Annotated in this window: 29 protein-coding genes and 4 pseudogenes; 15 read left to right on the forward strand and 18 right to left on the reverse strand. The window is 57.5% G+C overall.

What is annotated here, in order from left to right:
* The first annotated feature begins 124 nt into the window (after positions 1-124).
* Complete coding sequence (locus IB144_RS13495) at positions 125-445, forward strand: carboxymuconolactone decarboxylase family protein (protein ID WP_004143517.1); 321 nt, start codon at positions 125-127, stop codon at positions 443-445.
* Entirely contained in the window at positions 436-816 is a 381-nt protein-coding gene (locus tag IB144_RS13500) for a tautomerase family protein (RefSeq protein ID WP_004190202.1), read from the forward strand. Before IB144_RS13495 ends, IB144_RS13500 begins: the two co-directional genes overlap by 10 nt.
* A 48-nt stretch (positions 817-864) precedes the next feature.
* Here IB144_RS13500 and tssD read toward each other — a convergent pair whose 3' ends face one another.
* The 3 genes and pseudogenes from tssD to IB144_RS13515 form a co-directional block, all read right to left on the reverse strand.
* Entirely contained in the window at positions 865-1,347 is a 483-nt protein-coding gene (tssD, locus tag IB144_RS13505; RefSeq protein ID WP_023313152.1) for a type VI secretion system tube protein TssD, read from the reverse strand.
* 18 nt (positions 1,348-1,365) lie between these two features.
* Positions 1,366-1,559: pseudogene (locus IB144_RS13510) on the reverse strand (hypothetical protein).
* A 4-nt stretch (positions 1,560-1,563) separates the two neighbouring features.
* Positions 1,564-1,659: pseudogene (locus tag IB144_RS13515) on the reverse strand (hypothetical protein); the annotation flags it as partial.
* A gap of 146 nt (positions 1,660-1,805) precedes the next feature.
* Here IB144_RS13515 and IB144_RS13520 point away from each other — a divergent pair.
* Positions 1,806-1,991: pseudogene (locus IB144_RS13520) on the forward strand (tautomerase family protein); the annotation flags it as partial.
* Positions 1,992-2,201: 210 nt separating this feature from the next.
* Here IB144_RS13520 and IB144_RS13525 read toward each other — a convergent pair.
* The 7 genes from IB144_RS13525 to sad all read right to left on the reverse strand — a co-directional run bounded on the left by IB144_RS13525 (position 2,202) and on the right by sad (position 9,377).
* A complete protein-coding gene (locus IB144_RS13525; protein ID WP_002904604.1) occupies positions 2,202-2,648 on the reverse strand; it encodes a GNAT family N-acetyltransferase in 447 nt (148 codons plus the stop codon).
* A gap of 253 nt (positions 2,649-2,901) precedes the next feature.
* Positions 2,902-4,353, reverse strand: coding sequence for a tagaturonate reductase (locus IB144_RS13530; RefSeq protein WP_004179787.1), 1,452 nt, complete (start codon positions 4,351-4,353; stop codon positions 2,902-2,904).
* Between the two features lie 113 nt (positions 4,354-4,466).
* Positions 4,467-4,997: a GNAT family N-acetyltransferase gene (locus IB144_RS13535; RefSeq protein WP_009308905.1), complete on the reverse strand. Its 531-nt coding sequence runs from the start codon at positions 4,995-4,997 to the stop codon at positions 4,467-4,469.
* A 77-nt stretch (positions 4,998-5,074) separates the two neighbouring features.
* On the reverse strand, positions 5,075-6,499 hold the full coding sequence (locus tag IB144_RS13540) for a GGDEF domain-containing protein (protein WP_004148352.1): 1,425 nt from the start codon (positions 6,497-6,499) through the stop codon (positions 5,075-5,077).
* A gap of 114 nt (positions 6,500-6,613) precedes the next feature.
* Complete coding sequence (locus tag IB144_RS13545) at positions 6,614-6,982, reverse strand: DUF4186 domain-containing protein (protein ID WP_002904598.1); 369 nt, start codon at positions 6,980-6,982, stop codon at positions 6,614-6,616.
* Positions 6,982-7,908 (reverse strand): glutaminase B, encoded by a 927-nt coding sequence (gene glsB / locus IB144_RS13550; RefSeq protein ID WP_040245360.1) that lies wholly within the window; start codon positions 7,906-7,908, stop codon positions 6,982-6,984. Before glsB ends, IB144_RS13545 begins: the two co-directional genes overlap by 1 nt.
* 80 nt (positions 7,909-7,988) lie before the next feature.
* Positions 7,989-9,377, reverse strand: a complete 1,389-nt coding sequence (sad, locus tag IB144_RS13555; RefSeq protein WP_004190208.1) for a succinate-semialdehyde dehydrogenase — start codon at positions 9,375-9,377, stop codon at positions 7,989-7,991.
* Positions 9,378-9,478: 101 nt separating this feature from the next.
* Between sad and IB144_RS13560 the strand changes: the two genes are divergently transcribed.
* Entirely contained in the window at positions 9,479-10,357 is an 879-nt protein-coding gene (locus IB144_RS13560; protein WP_002904495.1) for a LysR family transcriptional regulator, read from the forward strand.
* Here the strand turns inward: IB144_RS13560 and IB144_RS13565 are convergent.
* Entirely contained in the window at positions 10,311-10,793 is a 483-nt protein-coding gene (locus tag IB144_RS13565) for a GNAT family N-acetyltransferase (RefSeq protein ID WP_002904493.1), read from the reverse strand. The genes IB144_RS13560 and IB144_RS13565 overlap by 47 nt on opposite strands.
* 144 nt (positions 10,794-10,937) lie before the next feature.
* Between IB144_RS13565 and IB144_RS13570 the strand changes: the two genes are divergently transcribed.
* Entirely contained in the window at positions 10,938-11,882 is a 945-nt protein-coding gene (locus tag IB144_RS13570; protein WP_002904491.1) for an L-lactate dehydrogenase, read from the forward strand.
* 14 nt (positions 11,883-11,896) lie between these two features.
* Here the strand turns inward: IB144_RS13570 and IB144_RS13575 are convergent, their stop codons facing one another.
* From IB144_RS13575 to IB144_RS13585, 3 genes are read right to left on the reverse strand one after another with little or no spacing between them, the layout of a single operon-like run.
* Positions 11,897-12,658, reverse strand: a complete 762-nt coding sequence (locus tag IB144_RS13575; protein WP_002904489.1) for a DeoR/GlpR family DNA-binding transcription regulator — start codon at positions 12,656-12,658, stop codon at positions 11,897-11,899.
* Between the two features lies 1 nt (position 12,659).
* The gene (locus tag IB144_RS13580) at positions 12,660-13,646 is read right to left on the reverse strand and encodes a D-threonate 4-phosphate dehydrogenase (protein WP_004151623.1); all 987 of its coding nucleotides are present in this window, start codon (positions 13,644-13,646) and stop codon (positions 12,660-12,662) included.
* Positions 13,639-14,874: a four-carbon acid sugar kinase family protein gene (locus tag IB144_RS13585; RefSeq protein ID WP_065888699.1), complete on the reverse strand. Its 1,236-nt coding sequence runs from the start codon at positions 14,872-14,874 to the stop codon at positions 13,639-13,641. The genes IB144_RS13580 and IB144_RS13585 overlap by 8 nt, the downstream gene beginning before the upstream one ends.
* A gap of 174 nt (positions 14,875-15,048) precedes the next feature.
* Here IB144_RS13585 and IB144_RS13590 point away from each other — a divergent pair, with 174 nt between their 5' ends.
* The 4 genes from IB144_RS13590 (at position 15,049) to IB144_RS13605 (ending at position 19,515) form a co-directional block, all read left to right on the forward strand.
* Entirely contained in the window at positions 15,049-16,197 is a 1,149-nt protein-coding gene (locus tag IB144_RS13590) for an iron-containing alcohol dehydrogenase (RefSeq protein ID WP_004179774.1), read from the forward strand.
* A 14-nt stretch (positions 16,198-16,211) separates the two neighbouring features.
* The gene (locus IB144_RS13595) at positions 16,212-17,096 is read left to right on the forward strand and encodes a dihydrodipicolinate synthase family protein (protein WP_004179772.1); all 885 of its coding nucleotides are present in this window, start codon (positions 16,212-16,214) and stop codon (positions 17,094-17,096) included.
* Between the two features lie 85 nt (positions 17,097-17,181).
* Positions 17,182-18,132: a phosphoglycerate dehydrogenase gene (locus tag IB144_RS13600; RefSeq protein WP_065888700.1), complete on the forward strand. Its 951-nt coding sequence runs from the start codon at positions 17,182-17,184 to the stop codon at positions 18,130-18,132.
* 63 nt (positions 18,133-18,195) lie between these two features.
* Entirely contained in the window at positions 18,196-19,515 is a 1,320-nt protein-coding gene (locus IB144_RS13605; protein ID WP_004179768.1) for an MFS transporter, read from the forward strand.
* A 45-nt stretch (positions 19,516-19,560) separates the two neighbouring features.
* On the opposite strand, the gene IB144_RS13610 is transcribed toward IB144_RS13605, so the two are convergent.
* A complete protein-coding gene (locus tag IB144_RS13610; RefSeq protein ID WP_040224140.1) occupies positions 19,561-20,355 on the reverse strand; it encodes a PhzF family phenazine biosynthesis protein in 795 nt (264 codons plus the stop codon).
* 201 nt (positions 20,356-20,556) lie between these two features.
* Between IB144_RS13610 and IB144_RS13615 the strand changes: the two genes are divergently transcribed.
* Positions 20,557-21,756, forward strand: a complete 1,200-nt coding sequence (locus tag IB144_RS13615; protein WP_002904407.1) for a sugar transporter — start codon at positions 20,557-20,559, stop codon at positions 21,754-21,756.
* Between the two features lie 68 nt (positions 21,757-21,824).
* Here the strand turns inward: IB144_RS13615 and IB144_RS13620 are convergent, their stop codons facing one another.
* Positions 21,825-22,493: a MarC family NAAT transporter gene (locus IB144_RS13620; protein ID WP_002904403.1), complete on the reverse strand. Its 669-nt coding sequence runs from the start codon at positions 22,491-22,493 to the stop codon at positions 21,825-21,827.
* Positions 22,494-22,596: 103 nt separating this feature from the next.
* Positions 22,597-22,665 (reverse strand): annotated as a pseudogene (locus IB144_RS13625) (hypothetical protein); the annotation flags it as partial.
* A gap of 89 nt (positions 22,666-22,754) precedes the next feature.
* Here IB144_RS13625 and marR point away from each other — a divergent pair.
* From marR to marB, 3 genes are read left to right on the forward strand one after another with little or no spacing between them, the layout of a single operon-like run.
* Entirely contained in the window at positions 22,755-23,189 is a 435-nt protein-coding gene (gene marR / locus IB144_RS13630) for a multiple antibiotic resistance transcriptional regulator MarR (RefSeq protein ID WP_004143563.1), read from the forward strand.
* Between the two features lie 20 nt (positions 23,190-23,209).
* Entirely contained in the window at positions 23,210-23,584 is a 375-nt protein-coding gene (gene marA, locus IB144_RS13635; protein WP_002904397.1) for an MDR efflux pump AcrAB transcriptional activator MarA, read from the forward strand.
* Between the two features lie 40 nt (positions 23,585-23,624).
* The gene (gene marB / locus IB144_RS13640; protein ID WP_065888701.1) at positions 23,625-23,843 is read left to right on the forward strand and encodes a multiple antibiotic resistance protein MarB; all 219 of its coding nucleotides are present in this window, start codon (positions 23,625-23,627) and stop codon (positions 23,841-23,843) included.
* A gap of 48 nt (positions 23,844-23,891) precedes the next feature.
* Here marB and eamA read toward each other — a convergent pair whose 3' ends face one another.
* Entirely contained in the window at positions 23,892-24,791 is a 900-nt protein-coding gene (gene eamA, locus IB144_RS13645; protein ID WP_004143566.1) for an O-acetylserine/cysteine exporter, read from the reverse strand.
* 195 nt (positions 24,792-24,986) lie between these two features.
* Between eamA and ydeE the strand changes: the two genes are divergently transcribed.
* Together ydeE and IB144_RS13655 are read left to right on the forward strand one after the other, a co-directional pair.
* On the forward strand, positions 24,987-26,183 hold the full coding sequence (ydeE, locus tag IB144_RS13650) for an efflux MFS transporter YdeE (RefSeq protein WP_023283681.1): 1,197 nt from the start codon (positions 24,987-24,989) through the stop codon (positions 26,181-26,183).
* A 140-nt stretch (positions 26,184-26,323) separates the two neighbouring features.
* Positions 26,324-26,806: a helix-turn-helix domain-containing protein gene (locus tag IB144_RS13655; RefSeq protein ID WP_002904389.1), complete on the forward strand. Its 483-nt coding sequence runs from the start codon at positions 26,324-26,326 to the stop codon at positions 26,804-26,806.
* Positions 26,807-26,841: the final 35 nt, after the last annotated feature.

Here is a 26,841-nt window from a genome sequence, read left to right on the forward strand (position 1 = left end):
AAGGTGTAAAGGATCGGCTATACCATCCTGATTTTCAGGATTGATAATCCTGAACGTTGCGATATTCAATATCTTAGTCAGCGTGCGACAGTGATGACTCCTTTAACCTGCAAAGAGAATCACTATGAGTACTCCTCCTGTCGATCGCCGAACGCTGGCTGCTATCGCGCCAAAGCTAGCCGAGCTGACCGAAACGGTGCTGTTTGGCGATATCTGGGCGCGTAGCGAGCTGTCGCCCCGCGAACGCAGCCTGATCACCCTTTCCGCCCTGACGGCGCAGGGCAAAACTGAACAGCTGCCGTGGCACATCGCGCTCGGCTATCAGAATGGCCTGAGCCGGGAAGAAATTGTCGAATTATTTACCCATCTGGCGTTCTATGCCGGTTGGCCGGCGGCGGCCAGCGCCCTGACCTGCCTGAACGCGCAGGAGGCGTCATGCCCCTGACCCGAATTTCGCTTGGCACAGCCTGGCGTCCCGCGGAGTTTGCTCAATTGTCGGCGCTCTTTCATGAGTGTCTGGTGGCGGAGTTCGACGTTCCGTCAGCAGATAGATTTCAGTTTATCGAACGGGCCGCTGATGAGCAGCGCATTTACGACCCGCACTACCTCAGCGAAGGACGCAGCGCCCGCTTCGTGCTGTTTCATATTTTCGCTGGAAAACCGCGCAGCCGGGCGCAGAAACAGGGACTCTATCGTCGGCTCTGCGCGCGGTTAGACGATGAGATGGCGGTCAGCCCGCAGGACGTGATGGTGGTTATCCAGTTTAACCAACTGGAGGACTGGAGTTTTAGCGCAGGGAAGATGGCGGGTGAATGAGACAGGCGGCGCCGCAAGAGGCGCCGCGTTTCAGCACTATATCATTTGCTACCATGCACAACAGCGATCGTTCCATGAATCACGATACATGATGTTCCCTTCTGTGTATATCCAGGTGATCGTCTCATAACGGAAATCAATGTCTTCAAGGTGAGTACTTGTCATTCCGGCCGGATGTAAATTTGGTGTGATTGCCGTAATCTTAATATTCGCCATCGCTATGTTAAAATATTCAACTTCCAGTCCCGCCTCATTTATTCTGTACATTTTTAGCGTTGCCGATCTTAATGTTCGACCTTCACAAAGAGCCCTAAATAGCAAAGGTGTTGTTCTGTCAAACTCTTTTTGAATTTTAACCGGTGTATGAAGACGGGTTCCCGTCAGCTTTCCTGTATTATTATCGGTAGGTAACCAAACATGATGATTCACTGCGCGCAATTCGATGGAACCCGTGCGTGTGGGCATCAGGCAAGAACCTATAATAGGCGAATCATTCTCATCAGTTAACCATAAACATGCTGGATTTGACATTACCCCTCCTCTTTCATATCAGTTTTTAACTTTAAACCAAACGACAACGTGAAACCCAATGATTAATAAAACAAAAAGTCCTATTAAGTTAATGGCAATATCAGGAAAAAGAGAGACTGCAATCATGCTAAATATATGATTAATAATACAATACCCCATCCCCATAAAAAAAGAATGAATTCTTCTTTTAACCATCTTTTCAAGAAATCCATCCATTCACCTCATTAATTTAATAAGTAATTCAGCAAGTTCATCATCAGAAATAATCATCGGATTTAAATAAGGAACGCCTGTGATGACAGATTAGATCATTCATTGTTCCGGCACATATTTCTTATGATCATCTGGCCTTTCAATATACTTATAAAACGATGGCCTTGATAGTAATATTGACGCTACTCTTTTGTTTATATTCCCTCGCCCCCTGCCCGGTTTAAAATATCTCGGTTAGCTATTACTTCGTATTGTTTCATATTTTCGCCGGAAAACCGCGCAGCCGGGCGCAGAAACAGGGACTCTATCGTCGGCTCTGCGCGCGGTTAGACGATGAGATGGCGGTCAGCCCGCAGGACGTGATGGTGGTTATCCAGTTTAACCAACTGGAGGACTGGAGTTTTAGCGCAGGGAAGATGGCGGATGAATGAGACAGGCGGCGCCGCAAGAGGCGCCGCGTTTCAGATGATATAATTTACTACCACGCGAGATGATGCACCATCGAGAGATCCCAGGCCGTTGCCAATAGCGAAAGAAACATTATCACATTGACCACTGTTTCAAGACGTTTTTCCATCGTTGCTTCTCCTGAGCCTGTTTCCCCTGTTATAGCGGGAAAAGCTTAACAACCTCTTACCGCTTCAGGACTCAAGCGTGATCCTGTAGCGTACGTAATCGTCAGCCGGGGTAAACTCATCATACAGATGACGGGCGGGATTATCACGGCGCGTATGCCAGTACAGCCGCGACCAGCCTTTGTCCGCCCCTTCGCTTTGCAGCGACTTAATCATGGTTCTGGCAATACCCTGTCCACGGAAGGCGGGATCGACAAACAGATCCTCCAGATAGCAGATCGGCGTGGTAACCCAGGTTCCCTCATGAAGAACACAGATAGCGAAGCCGACCACCGCATCATCCACCACCGCGACTCTACCCAATACAGACGAGTTTACATCCAGCATCCGCTGCCAGGTGCATTCGGTCACCTCTTCCGGCTGCGGGCTACCGTAAAAACGAGTGTAGCCTTGCCAAAGCTGAAGCCATTCGGCTTTGTCGTGGGGCCGTACTTCCCGGATATCGATGACCATGAGAGTTTCCTTACAGATGAATGCATTAGCCTGCGAATATTGGCAGGAGATATGAGTTGAGGTCATTATTTTCCTGCGCAGATATTTGTTCAAGCGCTTCGGCCATAATTCTCCTGCTGTTCGGAACGATTTGGCACTAAAAAGCCGTATGCAGAGGAGCCACTGACCGGCTGTTACAGGTTAGTATAATAGTATGTTGTAACTAATAAAAATCCTGCACAACCCGGCCGCAGCCGGGTGTATAGATGGACTATCAGCAAAGAGGTTTGACGGCGTCGCGCATACCGCAGGTCAGGATAGCGTCAAGGTCGGCAGTCACTAGCTCCACCAGCCCCGGGATCTGGCTCAGATCCTGCTGCCAGTGATCCGCCACGCTGAGCACGGCGGTGACCAGCTCGCGAGTGCTCATCTGGCCATCGCGATGGCGGGCCCACAGCGTTTGATAGCGCGATATCCAGTCGGCGTCATCCTGTACTGGATAGCTCTCACCATCCCGCTCTCCCCGGTAAAAGGCGATCAGCGCTGCCAGGGCAAAGGTCAGACGCGGCGGCAGCGCGCCATGCGCTTTCTGCCCCGCCAGCAGCTGCGGCAGAATACGGGTGCGGTACTTGGTCATGCCGTTGAGCGCAATCGAGAGCAGCTGATGTTTAATATAGGGATTACGGAAGCGCCCTGTCACGGCGCTGGCGAATGACACCAGCTCATCGCGCGGCAGATCCAGCACCGGAATAATCTCGTCATAAATCGCTTTTTCGACAAACGCGCAAATCTCCGCATCGTTCATCGCCTCACCCACGGTGTCGATCCCGGCCTGGAAGGCCACTGGCACCAGCGCGGTGTGCGCCCCGTTAAGGATCGCCACTTTGCGTTCTTTATACGGCTTGATATCGTCCACAATGCGCACATTCAGCGGCAGTTTATCGAGACGCAGCTCGGCCTCCAGCGAGGCAGGCCCCTGGATCACAAACAGGTAGAAATGCTCGGCGGTATCAAGGAAAGCATCTTTATAGCCGGTCTGCGCCTCGAGAGCCGCCACTTCATCACGCGGATAGCCGGTCACAATGCGATCCACCAGCGTCGAACAGAAGGTATTCGCTGAGGTCAGCCAGGTGATAAATGCCTGCGGCAGTTCCCATTCGCTAGCATAGCGCAGCACCAGCGCCTGCAGCGCCTCGCCGTTATAATCGATCAGCTCGCAGGGAATAATCACCCATCCCTTGTCGGCCGCACCGGCGAAATGCTGGTAACGCTCAAACAACAGACGGGTCAGTTTCGCCGGATAACTGACCGGCGGCGCGTCGTCAAACCGATCCCCGGCATGGTAGCTGATGCCCGCCTCGGTGGTGTTGGAGAAGACAAACCGCATCTCCGGGTTATGCGCCAGGCGTAAAAAAGCGTCGAAGTCTGCGTAAGCGCTGATCTCCCGGTTGACCGAGCGGATAAGACGCGCATCGCTGACCGCTTCGCCCTGCTCGTTCAGGCCGCGAATAATAGTCGTGTACAGGCCATCCTGGGTGTTCAGCGAAGGCGGAAAATCTGTGGCGATAGGCCGCACGACCACGATGCCCGCATTCAGGTCGGTATGCTCGTTGAGCAGGTCGATCTGCCAGTCAACGAATGCGCGCAGGAAGTTACCTTCCCCAAACTGGATGATACGGTCAGGGTACTGCGCGCCGGGGAAATCACGACGGTTTAAAGTTTTCACAATGGGTTCCCTCTAATAGTAGTCATACAACCTGAGTAATTGGTCCAATAAGTTATCAGATTTTGCTACCAGTGAAACCCTGTTTTGATCAAAGCAATCTGCAATAGCGGCCGTCAGGGCAGAAACTTATAGAATAGTGAGGTGGCAGTCATTTCGCCGTCGGGCATCAGCGCATAGCGCGGAATTTCCCCCACTTTTTCCCAGCCGCAGCGGGCATAGAACTGTTCCGCCCCGCTGCCGGTCGCCGTGTCCAGCACCAGCACCGTCTTCCTTTCCCGCCGGGCAATGCGCTCCAGCTCGCTCATCAACGCCTGGGCGATCCCCTTGCGGCGGACATTTTGGTGAACCAATAATTTGGCGACATCCGCTCGATGGGGCTGGTTTTCCGGTTGACTGGTGATAAGTTGCACGGTGCCAACGGGACGTTCCTCCGCGTCGAAGGCGGCCAGCACAATGCGCTCCCCGGCCGCCACGCTGTCGGCAGTGCGTTGCCAGAACGTTATCGCCGTTTGCGGCGCGAAAGGCAGCATAAAGCTCACCGAGGCGCCGCCGTTGACGCAGCTTGCCAGGATCTCGCTTAATGCCGGGAGGTGATGGAGAATATCGTCACGCGAGAGCGTGCGCAGTGAAAAGGATGTGGTCATAAAAGCTCCCTGTTATCGACCACATCACTATGTTTTTAACCAAAAATTAGCACAAGTAGGATCCCGATAGGATTTTCTTATGGCGCGCTTTCGGTCAGCGTCGGCATACAAATTTGGTTACGACCGCTCTGTTTGGCTTTCACCATCTCATCGTCCGCCGCCAACAGCAGCTGGTTAAACAGCTCGGTGATGCGGGCGTGGCCTACCTCGCGCGTCTCCAGTCCCAGACTGATGGTCAGGTGGATCGGGTTCTGGCCCAGGCCGAAAGGCTGCGACTCCACCCCGTGACGGATCTTTTCCGCCAGCAAATAGCCCTGCTGGGCGCTGTCGACGACGGCGGCCACCGCAAACTCTTCGCCGCCGATACGGGCCACCATCCCCTGCTCACCCACCAGCTGTCGAACCTGCTGGGCAAACTGGGTCAGCACGCAATCGCCGCCTTCATGGCCCAGAGCATCATTCACCCGTTTGAAGCCATCGATATCCAGCACCATCACCGTCAGCAGCTTATCCGCCGGCAGCGTCTGACGCTTCAACGCTTCGCTCAGTCCGGAACGGGAATAGACGCGGGTCTGAAAGTCAAAATCGGCGCGCAGGGCCAGCTGCTTCACCAGCGTGTTAATCGCTTCGACACTGGATGCGACAATCACCGGGCTAATCAGCATGGCGGCAATTCCGAGGCGGGTGGAGAACAGCTGCCACGGCTGCATTCGCGCATCTGGCGAAAAGTGAATTAACGAATTAGCGACCAGCAGTATTTCGCCGATGCCAGTGAGAAAAGTCAGCAGACAGGTCAGCGGCAGCGGATAGCGTACAGCGCACCAGATCAAAGCCGGTAACGGGAAGGTAATGCTGCCCGCGCCGCCTACCGCCACGCCAAGCGCAATTGACAGGACCAGCGCCAGCACCGGCAACAGCTGGCGAAAGCGAAAACCGCTTAATGCCGAAGGCAGCGTCAGGGTCAGAATAAAGGGCAGGATTAATACCGCCGTCGAGAACTGTTCGCTAAACCAGTCCGCCAGCTGGGGAACGAAGGTGGCGCGTTCAACATCCACCGACCCCAGCGCGCCGACCGCTGCGCACAGTAAGGCGGCTAACAGGCAGAAACAGAATAAATTAAGCGCGTTTATCGGGCCCGGCATGGAGTCGGCGCGACGTTTATCCCACAGCACCAGCTGCGCCAGCGTCACAATAAAGACAATATTGGAAAAGTTAATCAGCAATGAGGCAAAGCCCATTCCCCAGCGCGAGGTTAATCCGTCATAGACCAGCATTGCCGCAAAACAGACGGCATAAAAATAGCTGCGGTTAAGCCATACATAGCGTGCAAAAATGCCGGCCATCACTGCATTGAGCGGCCAGAAGAAAGAGAGCTCCTGCACCAGACGCAGCATAGCGCCAAGAAAATGCAGCAGTAGCGTTAACGTAAATAAGACCAATGCATCGCGCACGGGTTGTTCTTCACGAAACAGCGTAAATGACCGAATCGACAGTGAAGACATTCAGTAATTATCCGTCTAATTGTTTCAGGAAATTATTATGTTAATAGTTAGTTAGCGGATTATCATAACATGAGAATATTTATCAGGCATACTCCGGCGCCGATCAAATGCAAATTAGCGCACAGACGGCGCATTCATTTGTAGCACCAGCCAGCGGTGGATGACCTGCACGATATAGTCCTGCTCCGGCTCGCTCAGCGCGCGGCCGTGGGGAATGGCATGCCATTTTTCCAGGCAACCGCGACAGCAGGTAGCGGTCGCGTGCTGGGCGATAAACACCGGGTGACCGCGCATCGGCGTCTGCTTGCCATCATTGATCGGCGCAGCGGGCGCCAGCCGCTGGCGAATAAAGTCTGCGGCATGCCGATCAATGACCTCCGGTCCCTTATCGAGACAATATTGCCGCTCTTTCCCCCCCAGACGGAAGCGTGAGCGAAACGTCGAGCGCGCCAGGCGCGCAAACAAGCGATCCTGATCGACCATCAGAACACCGACCTCCCCATCCGCTGAGTTAGTTTTTCCAGCATCGCCACGCCGGCCAGCGAGTTCCCGGCGTCGTCAAGCTCCGGGCTCCACACGGCGATCGCCATCTCCTGCGGGACAATCGCCACGATCCCGCCGCCGACGCCCGATTTCGCCGGCAGGCCAACGCGCCAGGCGAATTCACCGGCGTTCTGGTACATGCCGCTGGTCATCATCAGGGCATTCACCTGGCGGGACTGGATGGGCGCAATAACCGGCGCGTCGAGATGCGAGGCAATGCCGCGGTCGGCGAGAAACAGAAAGGTTCGCGCCAGCTCAACGCAGCTCATCTCCAGCGAACAGTAGTGGAAATAGTTCTGCAGCACGGTGGCGACGTCGTTATGGAAGTTACCAAAGGATTTCATCAGCCAGGCGATGGCGGCGTTGCGCGCCGAATGCTCAAACTCTGAGCGAGCCACCACCGGATCGTAGGCGATATCGGCCACGCCGCTCAGACGGCGGACAATCTCCAGCATCCGCTGACGCGGGGCGCTGAGCCGGCTCTGCAGCATGTCGCAGACCACCAGTGCCCCGGCGTTGATAAACGGGTTGCGCGGTTTGCCCTGCTCGATCTCCAGCTGCAGAAGCGAGTTAAAGGGCTGGCCGGAAGGATCTTTCCCCACCCGCTGCCAGATCTCCTCCTCCTGATAGTGGTTCATGGCCACCACCAGGCTCAATACCTTGGAGATTGACTGGATGGAAAAACGTTCATGGGCATCGCCAGCGGCAAAGTGCTGACCGTCCACCGTACTGATCGCGATACCAAGCTTGTCGCCGCTGACGCTGGCCAGCGCCGGAATATAATCCGCCACTTTTCCGCGGCCAATCAGCGGCCTGATTTCTGCCAGAATGGCTTCCAGCATTGCATTATTGATAACCGTCGCCACACGCGGCTCCTTGCCCACCATCAAAATTCGGTGGGCGAGTATAGCAGACGTGGACGACGGTCGTCAGGGGCTAACGTTGATTAGCGACGGTCTTTCCAGACGGTCTGCGCATTACAGAACTCGTGCAGGCCAAAATGCGACAGCTCGCGGCCAAAACCGCTCTTCTTCACACCGCCGAAGGCCACGCGGGCGTCGCTGGCGCAGTAGCCATTGAGGAAGACGCCGCCGCACTCCAGCTCGCGGGCAAAGCGCTGGGCCTGCGCCTCGTCGGTGGTATAGACCGTGGCGGACAGGCCAAACTCGCTGTCGTTGGCGAGGGCCAGTGCATGGTCAGCGTCGCGAGCGGTGGTCAGGGTTGCTACCGGACCAAACAGCTCCTGACGAAAGCCGGTCATCCCGGCGGTGACGTTGCCCAGCACCGTTGGCGCATAGTAGTTGCCTGCCCCTTCGATTTTTTCCGCGCCCAGCAGCAGAGTCGCTCCTTCATCAAGGGTCGCCGTTACCTGCTGGTGCAGTTCATCGCGTAAATCGAACCGCGCCATCGGTCCGACGTAGTTTTGCTCATCGCGCGGGTCGCCCATCTTCAGCGCTGCCACGGCGTCGACAAATTTGCGGGTGAAGGCCTCGGCAATGCCGGCTTCGAGAATAAAGCGTTTCGACGCCGCACACACCTGGCCGCTGTTCTGATAGCGGCCGGTGACGGCGGCTTTCACCGCTTCATCGAGATCGGCATCGTTGAGCACGATAAAGGGATCGGATCCCCCCAGCTCAAGCACGCATTTCTTCAGCGCCGCGCCCGCCTGGGCGCCAATCGCCTTCCCGGCGCGGACGCTGCCGGTGACGGTCACCGCCGCGATGCGGTCGTCATTGATAATCTGCGAAACGCCGTCATTGGTGGCGTTCACCCAACCAAATACACCATCCGGCAGGCCGGCGGCGGCAAAAATTTCGCCCAGCAGACCGGCGCTGCCCATCACGTTCGGGGCATGCTTCAGCAGATAGCTGTTGCCGGCCAGCAGGATCGGCACCGCGCCGCGCATCACCTGCCAGACCGGGAAGTTCCACGGCATCACCGCCAGTATGGCGCCCAGTGGACGATACTCAATTACCGCCTGGTTATTTTCCACCAGGGTAGCTTCCGTCGCCAGCATCGCCGGGCCGTGTTCAGCGTACCAGTCGCAGAGGTTGGCCGATTTCGCCACCTCGCCGCGCGCCTGAGCGATCGGCTTGCCCATCTCAAGGGTGATCATCTGGGCCACCTCTTCGCCACGGGCGCGCAGCGCGGCCCCGATGCGGCGCAGGGCGTCGGCGCGGTCGGCAAGCGGCGTCTGACGCCACTGGCGATAGCCCGCCGCGGCGAGCGCGATCGCCGCGTCGACCTCGCGTTCGCTGGCCCACGGCAGCGAGGAGACCACCTCACCGGTAGTCGGATTGACGGAGACGGCGTGCGTTGCAGATAAATTCATCATTATTCTCTCTCGTTGCTTGCGAAGTGTCCGTATTCTGGCTTACCTTTCCATTCATTGAAAATGAATAATATTAAGCAACGCATTCACAAAAGAAGAATATCATGGACCTGACTCAGCTAGAGATGTTTAACGCTGTCGCCAGCACCGGCAGCATTACCCAGGCGGCGCAGAAAGTGCATCGCGTGCCGTCCAACCTCACCACCCGCATCCGCCAGCTGGAGGCCGACCTCGGCGTTGAGCTGTTTATCCGCGAGAACCAGCGCCTGCGCCTGTCGCCTGCGGGACACAGCTTTTTGCGCTATAGCCAGCAGATCCTCGCCCTGGTGGACGAGGCGCGAATGGTGGTGGCGGGCGACGAACCCCAGGGGCTGTTTTCACTTGGTTCGCTGGAGAGCACCGCGGCGGTACGGATCCCCAGCACTCTGGCCCACTTTAATCAGCGCTACCCGAAAATTCATCTGGCGCTCTCAACCGGCCCTTCCGGGACGATGATCGACGGCGTACTGGAGGGCGCCCTGAGCGCCGCGTTTGTCGACGGCCCGCTGGTGCATCCGGGCCTGGAGGGGCTGCCGGTGTTCCCTGAAGAGATGATGATCGTCGCCCCCTACGGCCACGCACCCATCACCCGCGCCAGCGAAGTGAACGGGGCCAACGTCTACGCCTTTCGCGCCAACTGTTCCTATCGCCGGCATTTTGAGAGCTGGTTTCATGCCGACAGAGCGACCCCGGGCAGGATCCACGAGATGGAGTCTTACCACGGGATGCTGGCCTGCGTCATCGCCGGCGCCGGCCTGGCGTTGATCCCGCGCAGCATGCTGGAGAGTATGCCCGGCCATCAGCAGGTTTCCGCCTGGCCGCTGGCCGAAGAGTGGCGCTGGCTCACCACCTGGCTGGTGTGGCGCCGGGGCGCCAAAACCCGCCAGCTGGAGGCGTTTATAGCGCTGCTGAACGAAGATCGGCAAACAGTGGTTTCTCCATAAACACGCTGAGCGGATCGGGTTGATACGGCGCAAACGCGCAGCGGGTCTGGTAGCCGTTGCGCGTGTAGAGGGCGATGGCCGCATGCTGATGGATACCGGTCTCCAGGCGCAGGGTATGGCAGTCGCGCTGACGCGCTTTCGCTTCCAGCGCCGCCAGCAGCTTTTCTCCCAGCTGCTGGCCGCGGTGCTGGGGATCGATATAGACCCGCTTCATCTCGCCAAAGCCTTCCTCACTGAGGACAATAGCCCCGCAGCCAACGGCCTCGCCCTGCGGGCTGCGGATCGCCAGGGCGATGACCGTCTGCGGCGGCAGCTGGCTAAGGTCCAGCAGGTGGTTGCTCTCCGCCGGGTAGAGGGTCTCCTGCCAGGCGTCGAGGGCGGCAATCAGGGCGATAAATTCGGCGTCGGTAGGGGCGATGTCGGTGATGGTGTACATAGGTGAGCTCCTTTTTTACCCCACTGTAGCGCGGCCGGCGGCTTTTCCCGACATAGCATTAACTTATATTGCCGCCCGCCTATTGCGCTAACCAACTGAAACACAGTAATTTTATCCCCTGCCGTTCGTACTTGAGATCTGAATATGCACACCAAAGCCCGTAAAGTGATGATTATTGGCGCCGGCAATGTCGGCGCGTCGGCGGCCTACGCCCTGCTCAACCAGAGCATTTGCGAGGAGCTGATCCTCGTCGACCTTAACCAACAGCGCGCTGAGGCCCACGCTCAGGACCTGAGCGACGCCGCGGCCTACCTGCCGGGGATGATGACCATCTCCACCCGCGAGGCCAGCGACTGCGCCGATGTCGATATCGCGGTGATCACCGTCTCCGGCGGCGCGCTGCGCCCCGGCCAGAGCCGGCTGGATGAACTGACCTCCACCGCGAAGATTGTGAAGAGCATTGTGCCGACGATGATGGCCAACGGATTTAACGGCATCTTTCTGGTGGCCACCAACCCCTGCGACATCATCACCTGGCAGGTATGGCAGCTTTCCGGCCTGCCGCGCAGCCAGGTGCTGGGCACCGGCGTCTGGCTGGATACCACCCGCCTGCGTCGCCTGCTGGCGCAGGAACTGGAGATTGGCGCCCAGAGCATCGACGCCTTTATCCTCGGCGAGCATGGCGATACCCAGTTTCCGGTGTGGTCGCACTCCTCGGTATATGGCACGCCAATCGCCGACCTCTACCAGCAGCGCACCGGCCTGCCACTCGATCGCGAGGCGATGGCTGACAAAGTGCGCAAGCTGGGATTTGAGATCTACGCGGGTAAAGGCTGCACCGAATATGGCGTGGCAGGGACCATCGCCGAGATCTGCCGCAATATCTTCACCGGCAGCCACCGCGCGCTGGCGGTCTCCTGCATTCTTGACGGCGAGTACGGGGTCAGCGGCGCGGCGGCTGGGGTGCCGGCGGTGCTGGCCCAGGGTGGCGTGAAGCAGATCATTGAACTGCAGCTGGCCGGCGAAGAGCAGGCGAAGTTCAGCCAGTCGATCGCGGTGATCAAGGCCAATATCGCCCGTCTGCCCTGACGGCAGCCTGCGAGTCAGTCGGCAATGATCAGCTGCGGGGAAAGGGTCTCCAGCGCCTCGCGGGTTTTATCCGGCAGGTGGGCGTCGGTCACGATATCGGTCAACGACGCCAGCGGAGCGATGTTGAACAGTGACCAGGCGCCGTATTTGGAGCTGTCCGCCAGCAGGATACGCCGCCGGGCATTGGCCATCAGATCGCGCTTCAGGGCGGCCTTTTCCTCCGTCGGGGCGGTGATCCCCTTCTCAAGGTCCCAGCCGTTGCAGCTGACGAAGGCGAGATCGGGCCAGATGGTCTGCAGCAGGCGGCGGCCGTGATCGCCGATGCACGACTGGCTGCTGTCATCGATGCGCCCGCCGATAATCGTCACTTCGATCTGCTTAAATTCTGATAGGAACAGCGCGATATGTAAATCGCTGGTGATCACCCGCAGCGGCAGATGGGTGATCTGCCGCGCCAGCTCAATCATGGTGGTGCCGGCGTCAAGCACAATGGCGTCGCCGGCTTTCACCAGCGCTGCCGCCGCACTGGCGATAGCCTGCTTCTCAAGCGGACTACGCTGGGCTTTCTCCAGCGTCGTCGGCTGGGAAGGAATAAACCGGTTCAGCGTCACCCCGCCGTGCGTTCGGCTGATCACCCCTTCCTGATCGAGTTTGATCAGGTCGCGGCGAATGGTGGCCGGCGAGGCGTTGGTCGCCGCCACCAGCTGGTCGACTGTCACCAGATTATGGCTTTTCAGGAAGTCCATAATCTGCTCTAACCGGTTATATCCCTTCATGTTATTCCTGCGCGATGTGCATGGCGAGCTCAATGGAGGTTGCCATGCTCTCAGACTTCGCTTTACCTGTCCAGGCAATATCAAACGCAGTGCCATGATCCGCGGAGGTACGGATAAACGGCAGCCCGGCGGTAATATTCACCCCGTCATAGAATCCCAGCAGCTTCAGCGGAATATGCCCCTGGTCGTGATACATCGCCACCACCATGTCGTACATGCCTTCGTGACACTGCATAAACACCGTGTCCGGCGGACAGGGGCCGGTCACCTCCACTCCCTTCGCCCGCATGGCGGCGACCGCCGGGGCGACGATACGGATCTCTTCATCGCCAAACAGGCCGTTCTCCCCGGCGTGCGGGTTAACGCCGGCGACCGCGATGCGCGGACGCGGATAGCCGACGCGGCGCAGAAAGCGATCCGCCACGCCAATCACCGTCTCAATCCGCGGCTGGTTGAGGGTATCGAGGAACTGGCGCAAGGAAATATGGGTAGTGATATGGATAACCTTAAGCTTCTCGGTATAGAGCACCATGGCGTAATCGGTAGTCTGCGTCAGGTGGGCCAGCAGTTCGGTATGGCCGGGATAAGCGTGCCCGGCGAGATGCAGCGCCTCTTTATTCAGCGGCGCGGTAGCGATGGCCGCGACCGCGCCCTCCAGCGCCAGCGCGGTCGCCCGCCTGATGCAGCGAAACGCGAGATCCCCTGCCTGGGCCTGGACTTCGCCAGGGCGCAGCCCCTGCGGGTCACTGAGTGGTTCATCAATGACGTTGATGGTCGCTGGGGAGAAACTCGCCTCGGCGGGATGGTCAATAATGCGCAGCTCCGCACGCGGTGTGATATTTAGCGCCAGGATCCGCCGCAGCGTCTGCGCGCAGCCCACCACCACCACCGGCGCGCCGCTCAGCGCCCCCTCGGCGAGGGATTTGATAATAATCTCCGGACCAATCCCTGCCGGGTCGCCCATTGTCACTGCAATCATCTTAGACACTCAGTTTCTCCTCAATAAAATTCACAACATGTAATAGCGTGGTGTCGGTGCCGAATCCTCCGGCTTTGGTCATCACCGGCCGCGACCAGCGGCCGCCGAGAAAATGCCCGTATGGAACGCACTCCGCCACCCGGCCGCGGATCTGAAACCCTGTGGCGCCGAGCGCGTGCGCGACGGCGATGGCTACATCGCCGCCAGAGAGGTACAGGGCACCCGGTGGGCACAGCGCCACCACCAGTGCCGTGACGTCGGCAAGCCAGGCGCAGATGTGCTCCCCGTAGGCGGCGCGGCTGAGACCGCGTTCACGGCACCGGGCTTCAATCCCGTGCCGGGCGGCGTGATTCGGGCGGGTGGTCACCACGCAGTGCTGGCCCTCGCGCAGCGCCCCGGCGATCCGTGAAGCTTCCTCCTTCGGCGATCCGCTAAAGGTCTGTTCGACATCAATTTCAATCACCCGTACTCGGGAATGGACCTGCAGCGCAGCAACCTGACGCTGCGCCATCTCGCTCATCGAACCGACCACCGCCAGCAGCGGGCCCTGCTCGCTGCGGCGCAGGCGGCGAGCCAGCGCCTCGCAGAGACCCGCCGAGCCGACCAGCAGGGTCTCCCGCGCATGGGGCGCAACGGCGTCGATCACCTGGTCCAGATGGCTGTCTTCCCAGGCGTCGACAATCAACACTCGCTTCTCCTCGCCCGCCGTCGCTAATGCCGCCGGAAGCTGGCCAGCGTTCAGGGTCAGACAGGGAAGACGGCTCTGCATGGCGATAATTTCGCTAATCTCCGCCCGGCTCACCGGCGTTTTCGGATCGCTGGCAAATTCGGTCTGATCGAGGGGCACACCATGCACATAGCAGCGCCCGTCCCGGGTATGCCGCCCGGCTGCCGGATAAGCCGGGGCCACCACCGCCATCCGGCAGCCTTGCGCCGCCATCATTGCCTCCAGTTCGCCGCCGGGATTACCGCGCAGCGTGGAGTCAATCTTCTTTACCTGCCAGTGCGGGACGAATGTCGCCGCGCCGCGCAGCAGAGCGGCGACCTTGTCCGCCGCCGCCGCGGCGCTCATCGCCCGGCTGTCGCTGTTGAGAATTAATGCCCGGGCGGTTGATGGCTGTCCGGCGGTGAAGGCCACTTCCACCGACATACCCGCCTCCGCCAGGCTGACCCCGGCGTCATTGGCCCCGGTAAAGTCATCCGCCAGCACCAGCACTCTGTTATTGCCGTCGTTCATTGTCCTGCCTTGTAGTCGATAAAATCTTAAATTGATTATATTCAATCATATTTGATTAAATGTGAGCAAGCTCAAGTTATTAAGCTGCCGTATAAATTATAACTTTTCCCCATCAGACGAGTGGCAAGATTTATGAATGATTGAATTCAATCAATTACTACCAAGGAGAAACGCGTGGCGACGATACACAGCACAATCATCAGCGGGGCTGGCGCCTCATCGGCCCTGCTCCCGCTGCTGGCCGGTAAAACCTCAATCCTGCTGGTGACCGACAAGAACGTCGGGGCGCTGGAGGCAACCCAGGCGATTCATCGCCTGCTGGCGGCTGAAGGGCGTGAAGTTGAGGTCATTGACAGCGTGCCAGCTGAGCCCAACCATCACGATGTTACGCAGATCGTCAGCCAGCTGGGCGCCAGCCAGCCGCAGATGGTCGTTGGTATCGGCGGGGGGAGCGTACTGGATGTAGCAAAACTGCTGTCAGTACTTCTGCACCCTGAGGCGCCCTCGCTGACGTCCCTGCTGGCAGGCGAGCAGCCGCAACGACGAATTTGCTCATTGTTAATCCCGGCCACCGCGGGCACCGGATCCGAAGCGACGCCGAACGCCATTCTGGCGATCCCCGAGCAGCAGACGAAGGTGGGGATCATCTCCCCGGTGCTGCTTCCGGACTATGTCGCCCTGCTGCCGGAGCTGACCACCAGCATGCCGCCCAGCATCGCGGCGTCGACCGGAATCGATGCTCTGTGTCATCTGCTGGAGTGCTTTACCTCCACCGTCGCCAACCCGGTGAGCGATAACGCCGCGTTAATCGGTTTACACAAGCTGGTACGCCATATCGAGCGTTCGGTAAATCAGCCGCAGGATCTGACGGCGAAGCTGGAGATGCTCTGGGCCTCGTGGTACGGCGGCGCAGCGATCAACTATGCCGGCACTCACCTGGTGCATGCGCTCTCCTATCCGCTTGGCGGTACCTGGCACCTGCCGCACGGGGTGGCCAACGCCATTCTGCTGGCGCCCTGCATGCGGGTGGTCCGCCCTCACGCGGTGGCGAAGTTCGCTCAAGTCTGGGACCTGATCCCCGATGCAGATCGCACGCTCAGCGCGGAAGAGAAATCCCATGCGCTGGTCGCATGGCTGGCGGCGCTGGTCAAACGACTGCCGCTGCCGGACAACCTGGCCGCGCTAGGCGTGCCTCAGGAGAGTATTTCCGCCCTCAGCGCAGCGGCGCAAAACGTCAAACGCCTGATGAACAATGCCCCATGCAGCGTCAGCCGCGAAGAGATCGCGGCCATCTACCAAACGCTGTATCCAGAACATGCCTAACAGGAGAAAGTTAAATGAGGAAAGCTATTAGCGGCGTACTCACCGCCATTGTCACTCCCTTTACCGCCGAGGGAGCGCTTAACCTGCCGGCTCTACGCCAGCAGGTGCAGCGCCAGCTCGCCGCAGGCAACGGTATTTTCTGCGGCGGCACCAACGGCGAGTTTTTTGTCCTCAATGAGGAAGAGAAGATCGCCGTCGCCAGAACCTGCGTGGAAGAGGCGGCCGGTCGCGCGCCGGTGGTGGCCCATATTGGGGAGGTTTCCACCCGGGAGACGCGCCGGCTGGGCCAGCAGATCGCCCGCCTCGGAGTTGACGCGGTATCGGCCATTACCCCGTGGTTCGTGCCCTTGAAGCAGGAAGAGCTGATTAACCACTATACGGCGATCGCCGACGCGCTGAGCGTCCCGCTCTTTCTTTACAACATTCCCGCCCGCACCGGCAACACTATTGCCCCGGAGACCGCGCGCCAGCTGGCCCGCCACGAGAATATCGTCGGCATTAAGGATAGCGCCGGCAGCTACGACAGCCTGAAAGGCTTTCTCGACGCGGTGCGCGATATCGACGGTTTCGACGTTCTGAACGGGCCGGACTCGCTTATCCATCAGGGATTTGTCGACGGCTGCTCGGCCTGCATCTCGGGGCTTGCCAACGTCGCCCCCGCTGAAATTAACGCCATCTGGTCGCGCTTTCACGCCGGGGATATCGCCGGATCGCGCCAGGCCCAGGAGCAGGTAACGGGCCTGCGCACCGATCTGTATAAAGTGGCGTTCTCGCCTGCGGCGGTGAAGAAAGCCCTGCAGCTAATGGGTCACGAGGTGGGCGACAGCCGCTACGCGGTGCAGTTTAGTGACCACCAGCTGCAGCAGATTAAAAATATCATTAACACCTACCTTCACTAATTTACGTATCCCCCCCGGCCATCACTGGCTGGGGCAAGGTCTTGTATTTGCGACGCTCATTGTCGCCAGTAAACAGGAAACGGTTATGAAAGTAATTTGCACCTCGCCCTCATTCGCCAAATACGACGATGCGCCCATTTCGGCACTGAAAGAGGCCGATCTTGAACTGGTCATGTTGCCTGCCGATGCCTCTATAGAGATGCTGGCTCAGCATCTGCCTGATGCCATAGCGATGATTGTCGCCTTCACCGACATCAATGAATCGCTGCTGGCAAAGGCCCCGAGGTTAAAAATTGTCTGCAAACACGGCGTTGGTGTGGATAACATCGATCTTAACGCTACACGTCAGCGCAAAATTTTTGTCACTAACGTTCCTGATGCCAACAAGCATGCGGTGGCCGATTTTGCTTTTGGCTTAATTCTCAATACTGCCCGCCAGATTTCTCAGGCAATCAGTGAAACGAAAGCAGGCAACTGGCCTCGTATTTTTGCCACTGATGTGTATGGCAAAACCCTGGGGATCGTCGGTTTAGGCCATATCGGTAAGGAAGTGACGCGACGTGCGCGCGGATTCAATATGCGAGTGCTCGCCACCGACGCCTGGCCAGACAGAGAATTTGCACAACAACACCAGATTGAATATGTCTCACTGGATACCCTGACGGCGCAAAGTGATTTTATTAGCCTGCATACCCCTTTAACCCCGGAAACTGAAAATATGTTTAATGCCGCCCGGCTACAGCAGATGAAATCAGGGGCATTCCTGATCAATGTTTCCAGAGGCGGTATTGTTGATGAACAAGCGTTGTATGAAGCACTAAAATCAGGACACCTCGCCGGAGCCGCAGCTGACGTTTTTCTCGAGGAACCTTGCGCTACGCACCCTTTATTTACCCTGGCGAATTTTGCGCCAACATCTCATATTGCTGGATATACGGATGGCGCAATTAGCAATATTAGCGCGCGCTGCGTCAACAATATTATTACCTGCGTCTGTCGTGGTGAACGACCTGAAAACATTATGAATTCGCTGTAAATAACGAGGTGGGAAGCATGCCATTCCCACCAATATAACGAACATCTACTTAGAGCCGAATATATGAACACGACAGCTAACACTACTCGTATTCGCTGGTGGATAGCCGGGTTAATGTGGTTGGCTATTGCCATCAACTATATCGACCGGACAGTATTATCTGCCGCAGCCCCACATTTAATCGATGAACTGAAACTCGACCCCGAAATGATGGGGTTTATCATGGCTGCTTTTTTTTGGTCATACTCGTTATTACAGATCCCCGCTGGGTGGTTCGCCGATCGTTTTGGTCAGAAAAAAGGTCTTGGTTTAGCCGTCGCCTGGTGGTCAATTGCCACCTCGATGATGGGTGTTGCCACGGGTTTTAAATCACTTCTGGCACTGCGTCTGGCTTTAGGTGTTGGCGAGGCCGCCGCCTACCCCAGCAACGCAGGGATCGCCGCACGCTGGTTTCCGGATAAAGAACGTGCCACCGTATCCGGACTCTTCGATAGTGCGTCAAAATTTGGCGGGGCGATTGCCATGCCGCTTATCGTCTGGATGATCTACACCTTTGACTGGCGACTGACCTTTTTGATTATCGGCAGTGTGGGCATTTTATGGGTTATCGCCTGGTATTTTATCTATGCTGAAAACCCGGAAGAACACAAACGCATCAGTCCTTCAGAAGTGCGTATTATTCGCGATGGCCAAAAACAACATCACGGCGACAAAACTGTATTGCCCATGAAATGGTATAAGCTCTTGCGTTATCGTAACATTTGGGCAATGTGCATCGGCTTTTTTACCATCAATTATACCTCCTATTTTTTTATTACCTGGCTCCCTACTTACCTGGTAAAAGAAAAAGGTATGGATTTTATTAAAATGGGAATGGTAGCCGCTCTGCCTTTATTATGCGGGATGGTGATTGAAGTTTTTGCTGGCTGGGCCTCGGATCGTCTGGTACATAAGAAAGTACTGTCTCTAACAGCGACCCGTAAACTGTTTTTGACTATCGGCTTGCTTATGGCACTTTGTATCGGCTTTGCACCATTTACCGACTCTGTGTTTATGACCGTCTTTCTCTTGTGTGTCGCGAAATCAGGCACGACGGTCGCCGCATCGCAGGTTTGGGCCTTACCGGGTGATGTTGCACCCAAAAATAGCGTCTCAATTGTCGCTGGGCTGCAAAATACGGTTTCGAATATGGGAGGCGCAGTCGGTCCGATCATTACGGGTGCGATCGTTGCTGCGACAGGCTCATTCAACTGGGCACTGATTTTCTCGGCCATTCTTGTCGTTATCGGGATAATCAACTACCTGTTCCTGATGGGTAAAATTGAACCTATCAATGACAAAGGTGGAAAGTCACCCGTCCTTAATGCCGCAGAACAACATTAAGTCCAATCCGCCCGGTAGAGGACGCCACCGGGCGTAAACACATTGTTAACCTCGCAGGTAAACCGTTCCGCGCATATAGGTGGTGGCCTGGCCGCTAATCAGCACACGGTCGCCCTGCCACTGGCAGCGCAGGTCGCCGCCGCGAGCGGAGACCTGGCGCGCCATCATGGTGGTTTTCCCCAGCTTTTCGCCCCACCAGGGGATCAGCATGCTATGGGCGGAGCCGGTGACCGGATCTTCCGGCACCCCTTCTCCCGGGCAGAAGAAGCGGCTGACAAAGTCATACTCTTCATCCGGCGCGCTGACGCAGATCATTTTGCCAAGCGTTCGCAGCCGCGCCATATCCGGTCGCACCGCTTCAACCTGCTGGCGATCCGCCAGTACCACCAGATAATCGCGTCCTTCCCGAACTTCAACGGCGGCCTCGAGTCCCAACCCGGTCAGCAGATCCGCCGGCGGGTTTTCCACCGGGGAGGTCGACCACGCCGGGAAATCGAGCGTCAGCCAGTCGCCATTACGGGTGACCCGCAGCTCACCAACAAAACGGGTGCTAAAGAGAATCGTCGCCGAAGGATGGTCGAGATATTCGAAAATAACGTGCGCAGCGGCGAGGGTCGCGTGGCCGCAGAGATTGATCTCAGCGAGTGTGGTAAACCAGCGCAGCTCATAGCCCTCGTCGGTACGGACAAAGAAAGCCGTTTCGGATTGATTATGCTGCTGGGCCATTTTCAGGAGCACATCGTCGGCTAACCACTCGCTGAGCGGGCAGATGGCCGCGGCATTGCCGCCAAAGTTTTTATCGCTGAAAGCATCGACCAGATAAAATTGAATTTCCTGCATACCCTGTCCTTACTTTTTTTACTTTCCTTCAACATGACATAAAAGCGCCCCCTTGACACTATCCATAGCAAAATTAATCGCTTAACCGCGGCCAGCCCCTTGCGATGAAATGAGACGCAGATCACAAAATGATTGTCTTTTCGCCAACAATCGTTTTAAGATCAGCGTCACATCTTTCCCTGAATCACCAGTCCAGAGCTTATGACTACGAATACGGTCTCACGCAAGGTAGCGTGGCTACGTGTCGTGACGTTGGCCATCGCCGCGTTTATTTTTAACACCACAGAGTTTGCCCCGGTCGGTCTGTTGTCGGATATTGCCGACAGCTTCGGCATGGAAACCGCCCAGGTGGGCATGATGCTGACCATCTACGCATGGGTGGTGGCGTTAATGTCGCTGCCGTTTATGCTGCTGACCAGCAAAGTGGAGCGCCGGCGCCTGCTTATCGGCCTGTTTATTCTGTTTATCGCCAGCCACGTCCTGTCGTTTTTTGCCTGGAATTTTGACGTGCTGGTGATCAGCCGCATTGGTATCGCCTTTGCGCATGCAGTGTTCTGGTCGATAACGTCGGCACTGGCCATCCGCATGGCCCCGCCGGGCAAACGGGCGCAGGCGCTGAGCCTGATCGCCACCGGTACCGCGCTGGCGATGGTGTTTGGTATTCCGATCGGGCGCATTATCGGCCAGTACTTTGGCTGGCGGATGACCTTCCTGGCGATCGGCCTCGGCGCGTTAGCCACCCTGGCCTGCCTCGTAAAACTGCTGCCGACCCTGCCGAGCGAACATTCTGGCTCGCTGAAAAGCCTGCCGGTGCTGTTCCGCCGTCCGGCGCTGGTCAGCGTGTACATTCTGACCGTGGTGGTGGTGACCGCTCATTATACCGCCTACAGCTATATCGAGCCCTTTGTCCAGACGGTAGCGGGCCTGAGCGGCAACTTTGCCACCGTACTGCTGCTGATCCTTGGCGGGGCCGGTATTATCGGCAGCATTCTGTTCGGTAAACTCGGTAACCAGCACGCGTCGGGGCTGATAAGCCTGGCGATTGCCCTGCTGCTCGCCTGCCTGCTGCTGCTGCTGCCGGCCTCGCATAACCCGCAGCACCTGATGCTGCTCAGCATCTTCTGGGGGGTGGCGATCATGATTATCGGTCTCGGCATGCAGGTGAAAGTGCTGGCCTCCGCTCCGGATGCCACCGACGTCGCCATGTCTCTGTTCTCGGGCATCTTTAATATCGGCATAGGCGCCGGGGCGCTGGTCGGCAGCCAGGTGAGTCTGCATCTTTCCATGGCCTCCGTCGGCTACGTCGGCGCCATTCCGGCGCTGGTCGCGCTGGTCTGGTCGCTGATGATATTCCGTCGCTGGCCGGTATCGCTGGAAGACCATCAGCCGCACCACTCCTGAATCCGTCGCACAAAAAAGCCCGCCGGTATCGCGCCGGCGGGCTTTTTTTCTCTGCGCATCGCGGGCGGTCAGGGATGCCAGGTCGAAATGATCTCCAGCACGCCATTAATAATAAACTGCACGCCCATGCAGACCAGCAGAAAGCCCATCAGTCGCGAGATGGCCTCGATGCCGCCTTTGCCAACCAGACGCATAATCGCGCCGGAACTGCGCAGACAAGCCCACAGAATCACCCCTAACAGCAAAAAGATGATCGGCGGCGCCGCCAGCACCACCCACTCCGGGAAGTCCACGCCGTGCTTAACGGTCGAGGCGGAGCTAATAATCATCGCGATGGTGCCCGGACCGGCGGTGCTTGGCATCGCCAGCGGCACAAAGGCGATATTGGCGGTCGGTTCATCCTGCAGTTCTTCCGATTTGATCTTCGCTTCCATCGAATCGTGGGCTTTTTGCTGGGGAAACAGCATGCGGAAACCGATAAAGGCCACAATCAATCCGCCGGCGATACGCAGCCCAGGTATTGATATGCCGAATGTATTCATCACCACCTGACCGGCATACCACGACACCATCAGGATGGCGAAGACATACACCGATGCCATTAACGCCTGTTTATTACGCTCGGCGTTGTTCATATTACCGGCCAGGCCAAGGAACAGCGCCACGGTTGTGAGTGGATTCGCCAGCGGTAAAAGCACCGCCAGGCCGAGCCCTATTGCTTTAAACAAATCGAACATAGTTAATTAAAGTCCCGTTAATATTCATTTTTTAAGAATGGTTTCATTCCGTGAGTATATCGGCTTCAACAAATTTGACGCCAACCTGCTGATAAATCACTTATGCAAAAAAATAACAAGCGTTAGAAAAATCATAAAGAGTGACCCACATCGTACTTTTCCATTTTAGCAAATCGTGGCATCGGCCAATTCATAATGTTGACTTATGATTGCCTGGGCAATAGTATCACTTGCAACTAATTACTTGCCTGGGCAACCATTATGAAAAGTACCAGCGACCTGTTTAATGAAATGATCCCGCTGGGTCGCTTGATCCAGATGGTTAACCAGAAAAAAGATCGCCTGCTCAATGACTACCTCTCACCTATGGATATTACCGCGACCCAGTTTCGCGTGCTCTGCTCCATTCGTTGCGAAGTATGTATTACCCCCGTTGAGCTGAAAACCGTGCTTTCCGTCGACCCGGGCGCGATGACGCGCATGCTCGACCGCCTGGCGTGCAAAGGCTGGATTGAACGGTTACCCAACCCCGCTGACAAGCGCGGCGTGCTGGTGCAGTTGACGCCGGACGGCGCAGCCCTTTGCGAGCAGTGTCATCAGGTTGTGGGTCAGAAGTTACACCAGGAGTTAACGAAAAATCTGTCGGCGGACGAAGTCGCCATGCTTGAGCAACTGCTCAAGAAGGTCCTGCCGTAAAAATAAGAAGAGGTAAGATGATGTCCAGACGTAATAATGACGCCATCACTATCCATAGTATTTTGTCGTGGATCGAGGATAACCTGGAATCGCCCCTGTCGCTGGAAAAAGTGTCTGAGCGCTCCGGTTACTCTAAGTGGCACCTGCAACGTATGTTTAAGAAAGAGACCGGCCATTCCCTCGGCCAGTACATCCGCAGCCGCAAGCTGACGGAGATTGCGCAGAAGCTCAAGCAGAGCAATGAGCCAATCCTGTACCTGGCGGAACGCTATGGTTTCGAGTCGCAGCAGACCCTGACGCGAACGTTCAAGAACTATTTCGATGTTCCGCCCCACAAGTATCGCATAACGAATGTACCTGGCGAATCCCGCTATCTACATCCGCTAAATAACTGATGTTAATCGCCTGCACTATAAAAGACGTATTGAGGAAATCATGAAACTATTCGCTGCCGCAGCTATCGTAGTCTTGTCGTTGGCCTCCAGCCTCAGCTATGCGGAGCAAAACACCACGCCGGTGCGTCAAAACCAGCGTGATACAATGATTATCCCTTCAGAACATAATGATTCGCCGTTTGATTTCAATCATATGGCGGCTGGTAATGATAAATCTGACGAACTTGGCGTGCCGTACTACCAGCAGCACGACCTGTGATGCCATTACACGCATAATTGTGTATAGCCCCGTCTCCGGGGCTTTTTTTTAACCGCGCGCCATGCCAGGCCGCACCAAACGTAAGCCAAAGACATTAATGTAGAGCCCGGCCATAATCAGCACCGCCCCGGTGAGCTGCAGTCCGCTCAGCGTCTCCCCGAGCAGCAGCGCAGCGCTGGCCATTCCCACCACCGGCACCAGCAGCGACAGCGGCGCCACCCGCCAGGTTTCATACCGCCCCAGCAGCGATCCCCAGATGCCATAGCCGACGATAGTGGCGATAAACGCCAGATAAAGCAGCGACAGTATCGTTAGCAGATCGATGTGTTGCAGACTCGCCAGCATGGTCTGCGGGCCATCGATCAACAATGAGGCCAGCATAAACGGCAGCACCGGGATCAGCGCGCTCCAGACCACCAGCGACATGATTGGTGGCCGGCTCGCCTGGGACATGATTTTCTTGTTGAAAATATTGCCGCAGGCCCAGCTGAGCGCCGCCGCGAGGGTCAGCATAAAGCCCACCAGCGGCACATGCTCCCCGCCAAGGCTGCCCTCCACCAGCACCAGCACGCCAAAGATCGCCAGGGCGATCCCCGCCAGCTGCTTGCCCTGCAGACGTTCGCCAAAGACGAAGGCGCCAAGGATGATGGTGAAGAAGGCTTGCGCCTGCAGCACAAGGGAGGCCAGCCCGGCCGGCATACCCAGACCGATAGCGCAGAACAGAAAGGCGAACTGACCGAAACTTATGGTCAGGCCATAGCCCAGCAGCAGGCGCAGCGGAATAGCTGGCCGGGCGACAAACAGCAGCGCCGGGAAGGCGACCAGCATAAAGCGCAGCCCCGCCAGCATCAGCGGCGGCATATTGTGCAACCCCAGCTTAATCACCACAAAGTTAAGCCCCCACACCACCACTACCAGCAGCGCCAGTAGTCCATCTTTCCTCGTCATACCCCTGCCTCTGTCGTTATTGGAATTTTTGTGAACAAAATCAAAGTAGCGAAAAAGCGGCCGCCGGGATAGATCATTATTTTTGGCAGGCCCGGAAGTGCGCCCGTCGACCGCGATGACCTGTACAAGGCGTAATGGCCGTGTTATTTGTGATCGAAGACATAAAATTATAACAACATGACAGGCAAGGAAATCATGATCACCACTCTCCGGCGCTCCACCATCGCGCTGCTGGCATCGTCGTTACTGTTGACTATCGGCCGCGGGGCCACACTGCCGTTTATGACCATCTATCTCACCCGACGCTTTCAGCTGGAGGTGGATGTGATTGGCTATGCCCTGTCGCTGGCGCTGGTGGTTGGGGTGTTGTTCAGCATGGGTTTTGGCATCCTCGCTGACAGGTTCGATAAAAAGCGCTATATGGTGTGGTCAGTGCTGGTGTTTATTCTCGGCTTCAGCGCAATACCGCTGGTCAATAACGCCCTCCTGGTGGTGATCTTCTTTGCGCTGATCAACTGCGCCTACTCGGTCTTTTCCACCGTCCTGAAAGCCTGGTTCGCCGACCGGCTGACGGCAGAGAAAAAAGCGCGCATCTTCTCGCTGAACTACACCATCCTCAACATCGGCTGGACCGTTGGGCCGCCCATCGGCACCCTGCTGGTAATGCACAGTATCAATTTGCCGTTCTGGCTGGCGGCCGCCTGCGCCGCCTTTCCGCTGGTGTTTATTCAGCTGTTTCTTCAGCGGGATGGCGCCGCCGCGGCCCAGCCGGGCGCCGCGCCCTGGACGCCTTCGGTGTTGCTGCGCGACCGGGCGCTGCTGTGGTTTACCTGCTCCGGGCTGCTGGCCTCCTTCGTCGGCGGCGCCTTCGCCTCCTGTCTCTCGCAGTATGTGCTGGTGGTCGCCAGCAGCGATTTCGCCGAGAAAGTGGTGGCCGTGGTGCTGCCGGTCAACGCCGCGGTGGTGGTTGCTCTGCAGTACGCGGTTGGCCGGCGGCTGAGCGCGAGAAATATCCGCCCGCTAATGACCTTCGGCACCGTCTGCTTTGTGATCGGCCTTGTGGGCTTTATGTTCTCTGGCGCCAGCCTGTGGGCGTGGGGGATCTCGGCGGCGATCTTCACCCTCGGGGAAGTGATTTATGCCCCCGGGGAGTATATGCTGATTGACCATATTGCCCCGCCGGGGATGAAGGCCAGCTACTTCTCCGCCCAGTCGCTGGGGTGGCTGGGGGCGGCATTCAACCCGATGCTGACGGGGTTGATCCTCACCCATCTGCCGCACTGGTCGCTTTTTGTCATTCTTATCGTGGCGATTGTCGCCGCCTGGCTGATGATTTTCCGCGGGATCAATGCCCGCCCCTGGCAACCGGATTCTCCGCTGGCCAACGCCTGACGCCAGCTGGCGTGCGGCTGTCAGGTTGCTGTCGGGCCGTTGTCGGGTCGCTGTCGGGTCGCTGTCGTGGTGGCTGGCGGCCCGGTTCACCATACTCCATCACAGGTTTACATCCGCAGAACGTTATGGAGCATACGAATATGAACAGCAACAATCAGGTCAAACAATTACGGCTGCAGCGCGCCTGGTCCCAGGAGCAGCTGGCCGAAATGGCGGGTCTCAGCGTCCGCACGATCCAGCGCATTGAGAATGGCGAACGCCCGGGGCTGGAGACCCTCAGCGCCCTCGCCGCGGTCTTTGAGGTGACGGTGGCCGAGATCGGCGGCGAAGCCCGGCGGGAAGACGCGCCGGGCCAGGAAGCCTCACTGGATTTGCGCATAGAGGAAGCCAAAGCGCGGGTGCATCAGGAGAGCCGCTTTTTCCGTTCGCTGTCGGTGGCGCTGGTGGTTTGCGTGCTGCTGGCGGTGCTTAACCGCTTCACTAATCCACAGTACTACTGGTCCGGCTGGGTCGCCCTGATCTGGGGCGCCCTGCTGGTGGTGAGAGGATTACGCCTGTTCGTGTTCGGCGAATGGATTAAAAACTGGCGCCAGGCGCGCCTGCAGCGGCTGCTGCGCAAATAGGCCGCAAACCGGCGGCGCGACCGCCGCCGGCCTGG

The sequence above is a fragment of the Klebsiella sp. K4 genome, from assembly GCF_014596785.2.
GTDB classification, from domain to species: Bacteria; Pseudomonadota; Gammaproteobacteria; order Enterobacterales; family Enterobacteriaceae; genus Klebsiella; species Klebsiella pneumoniae.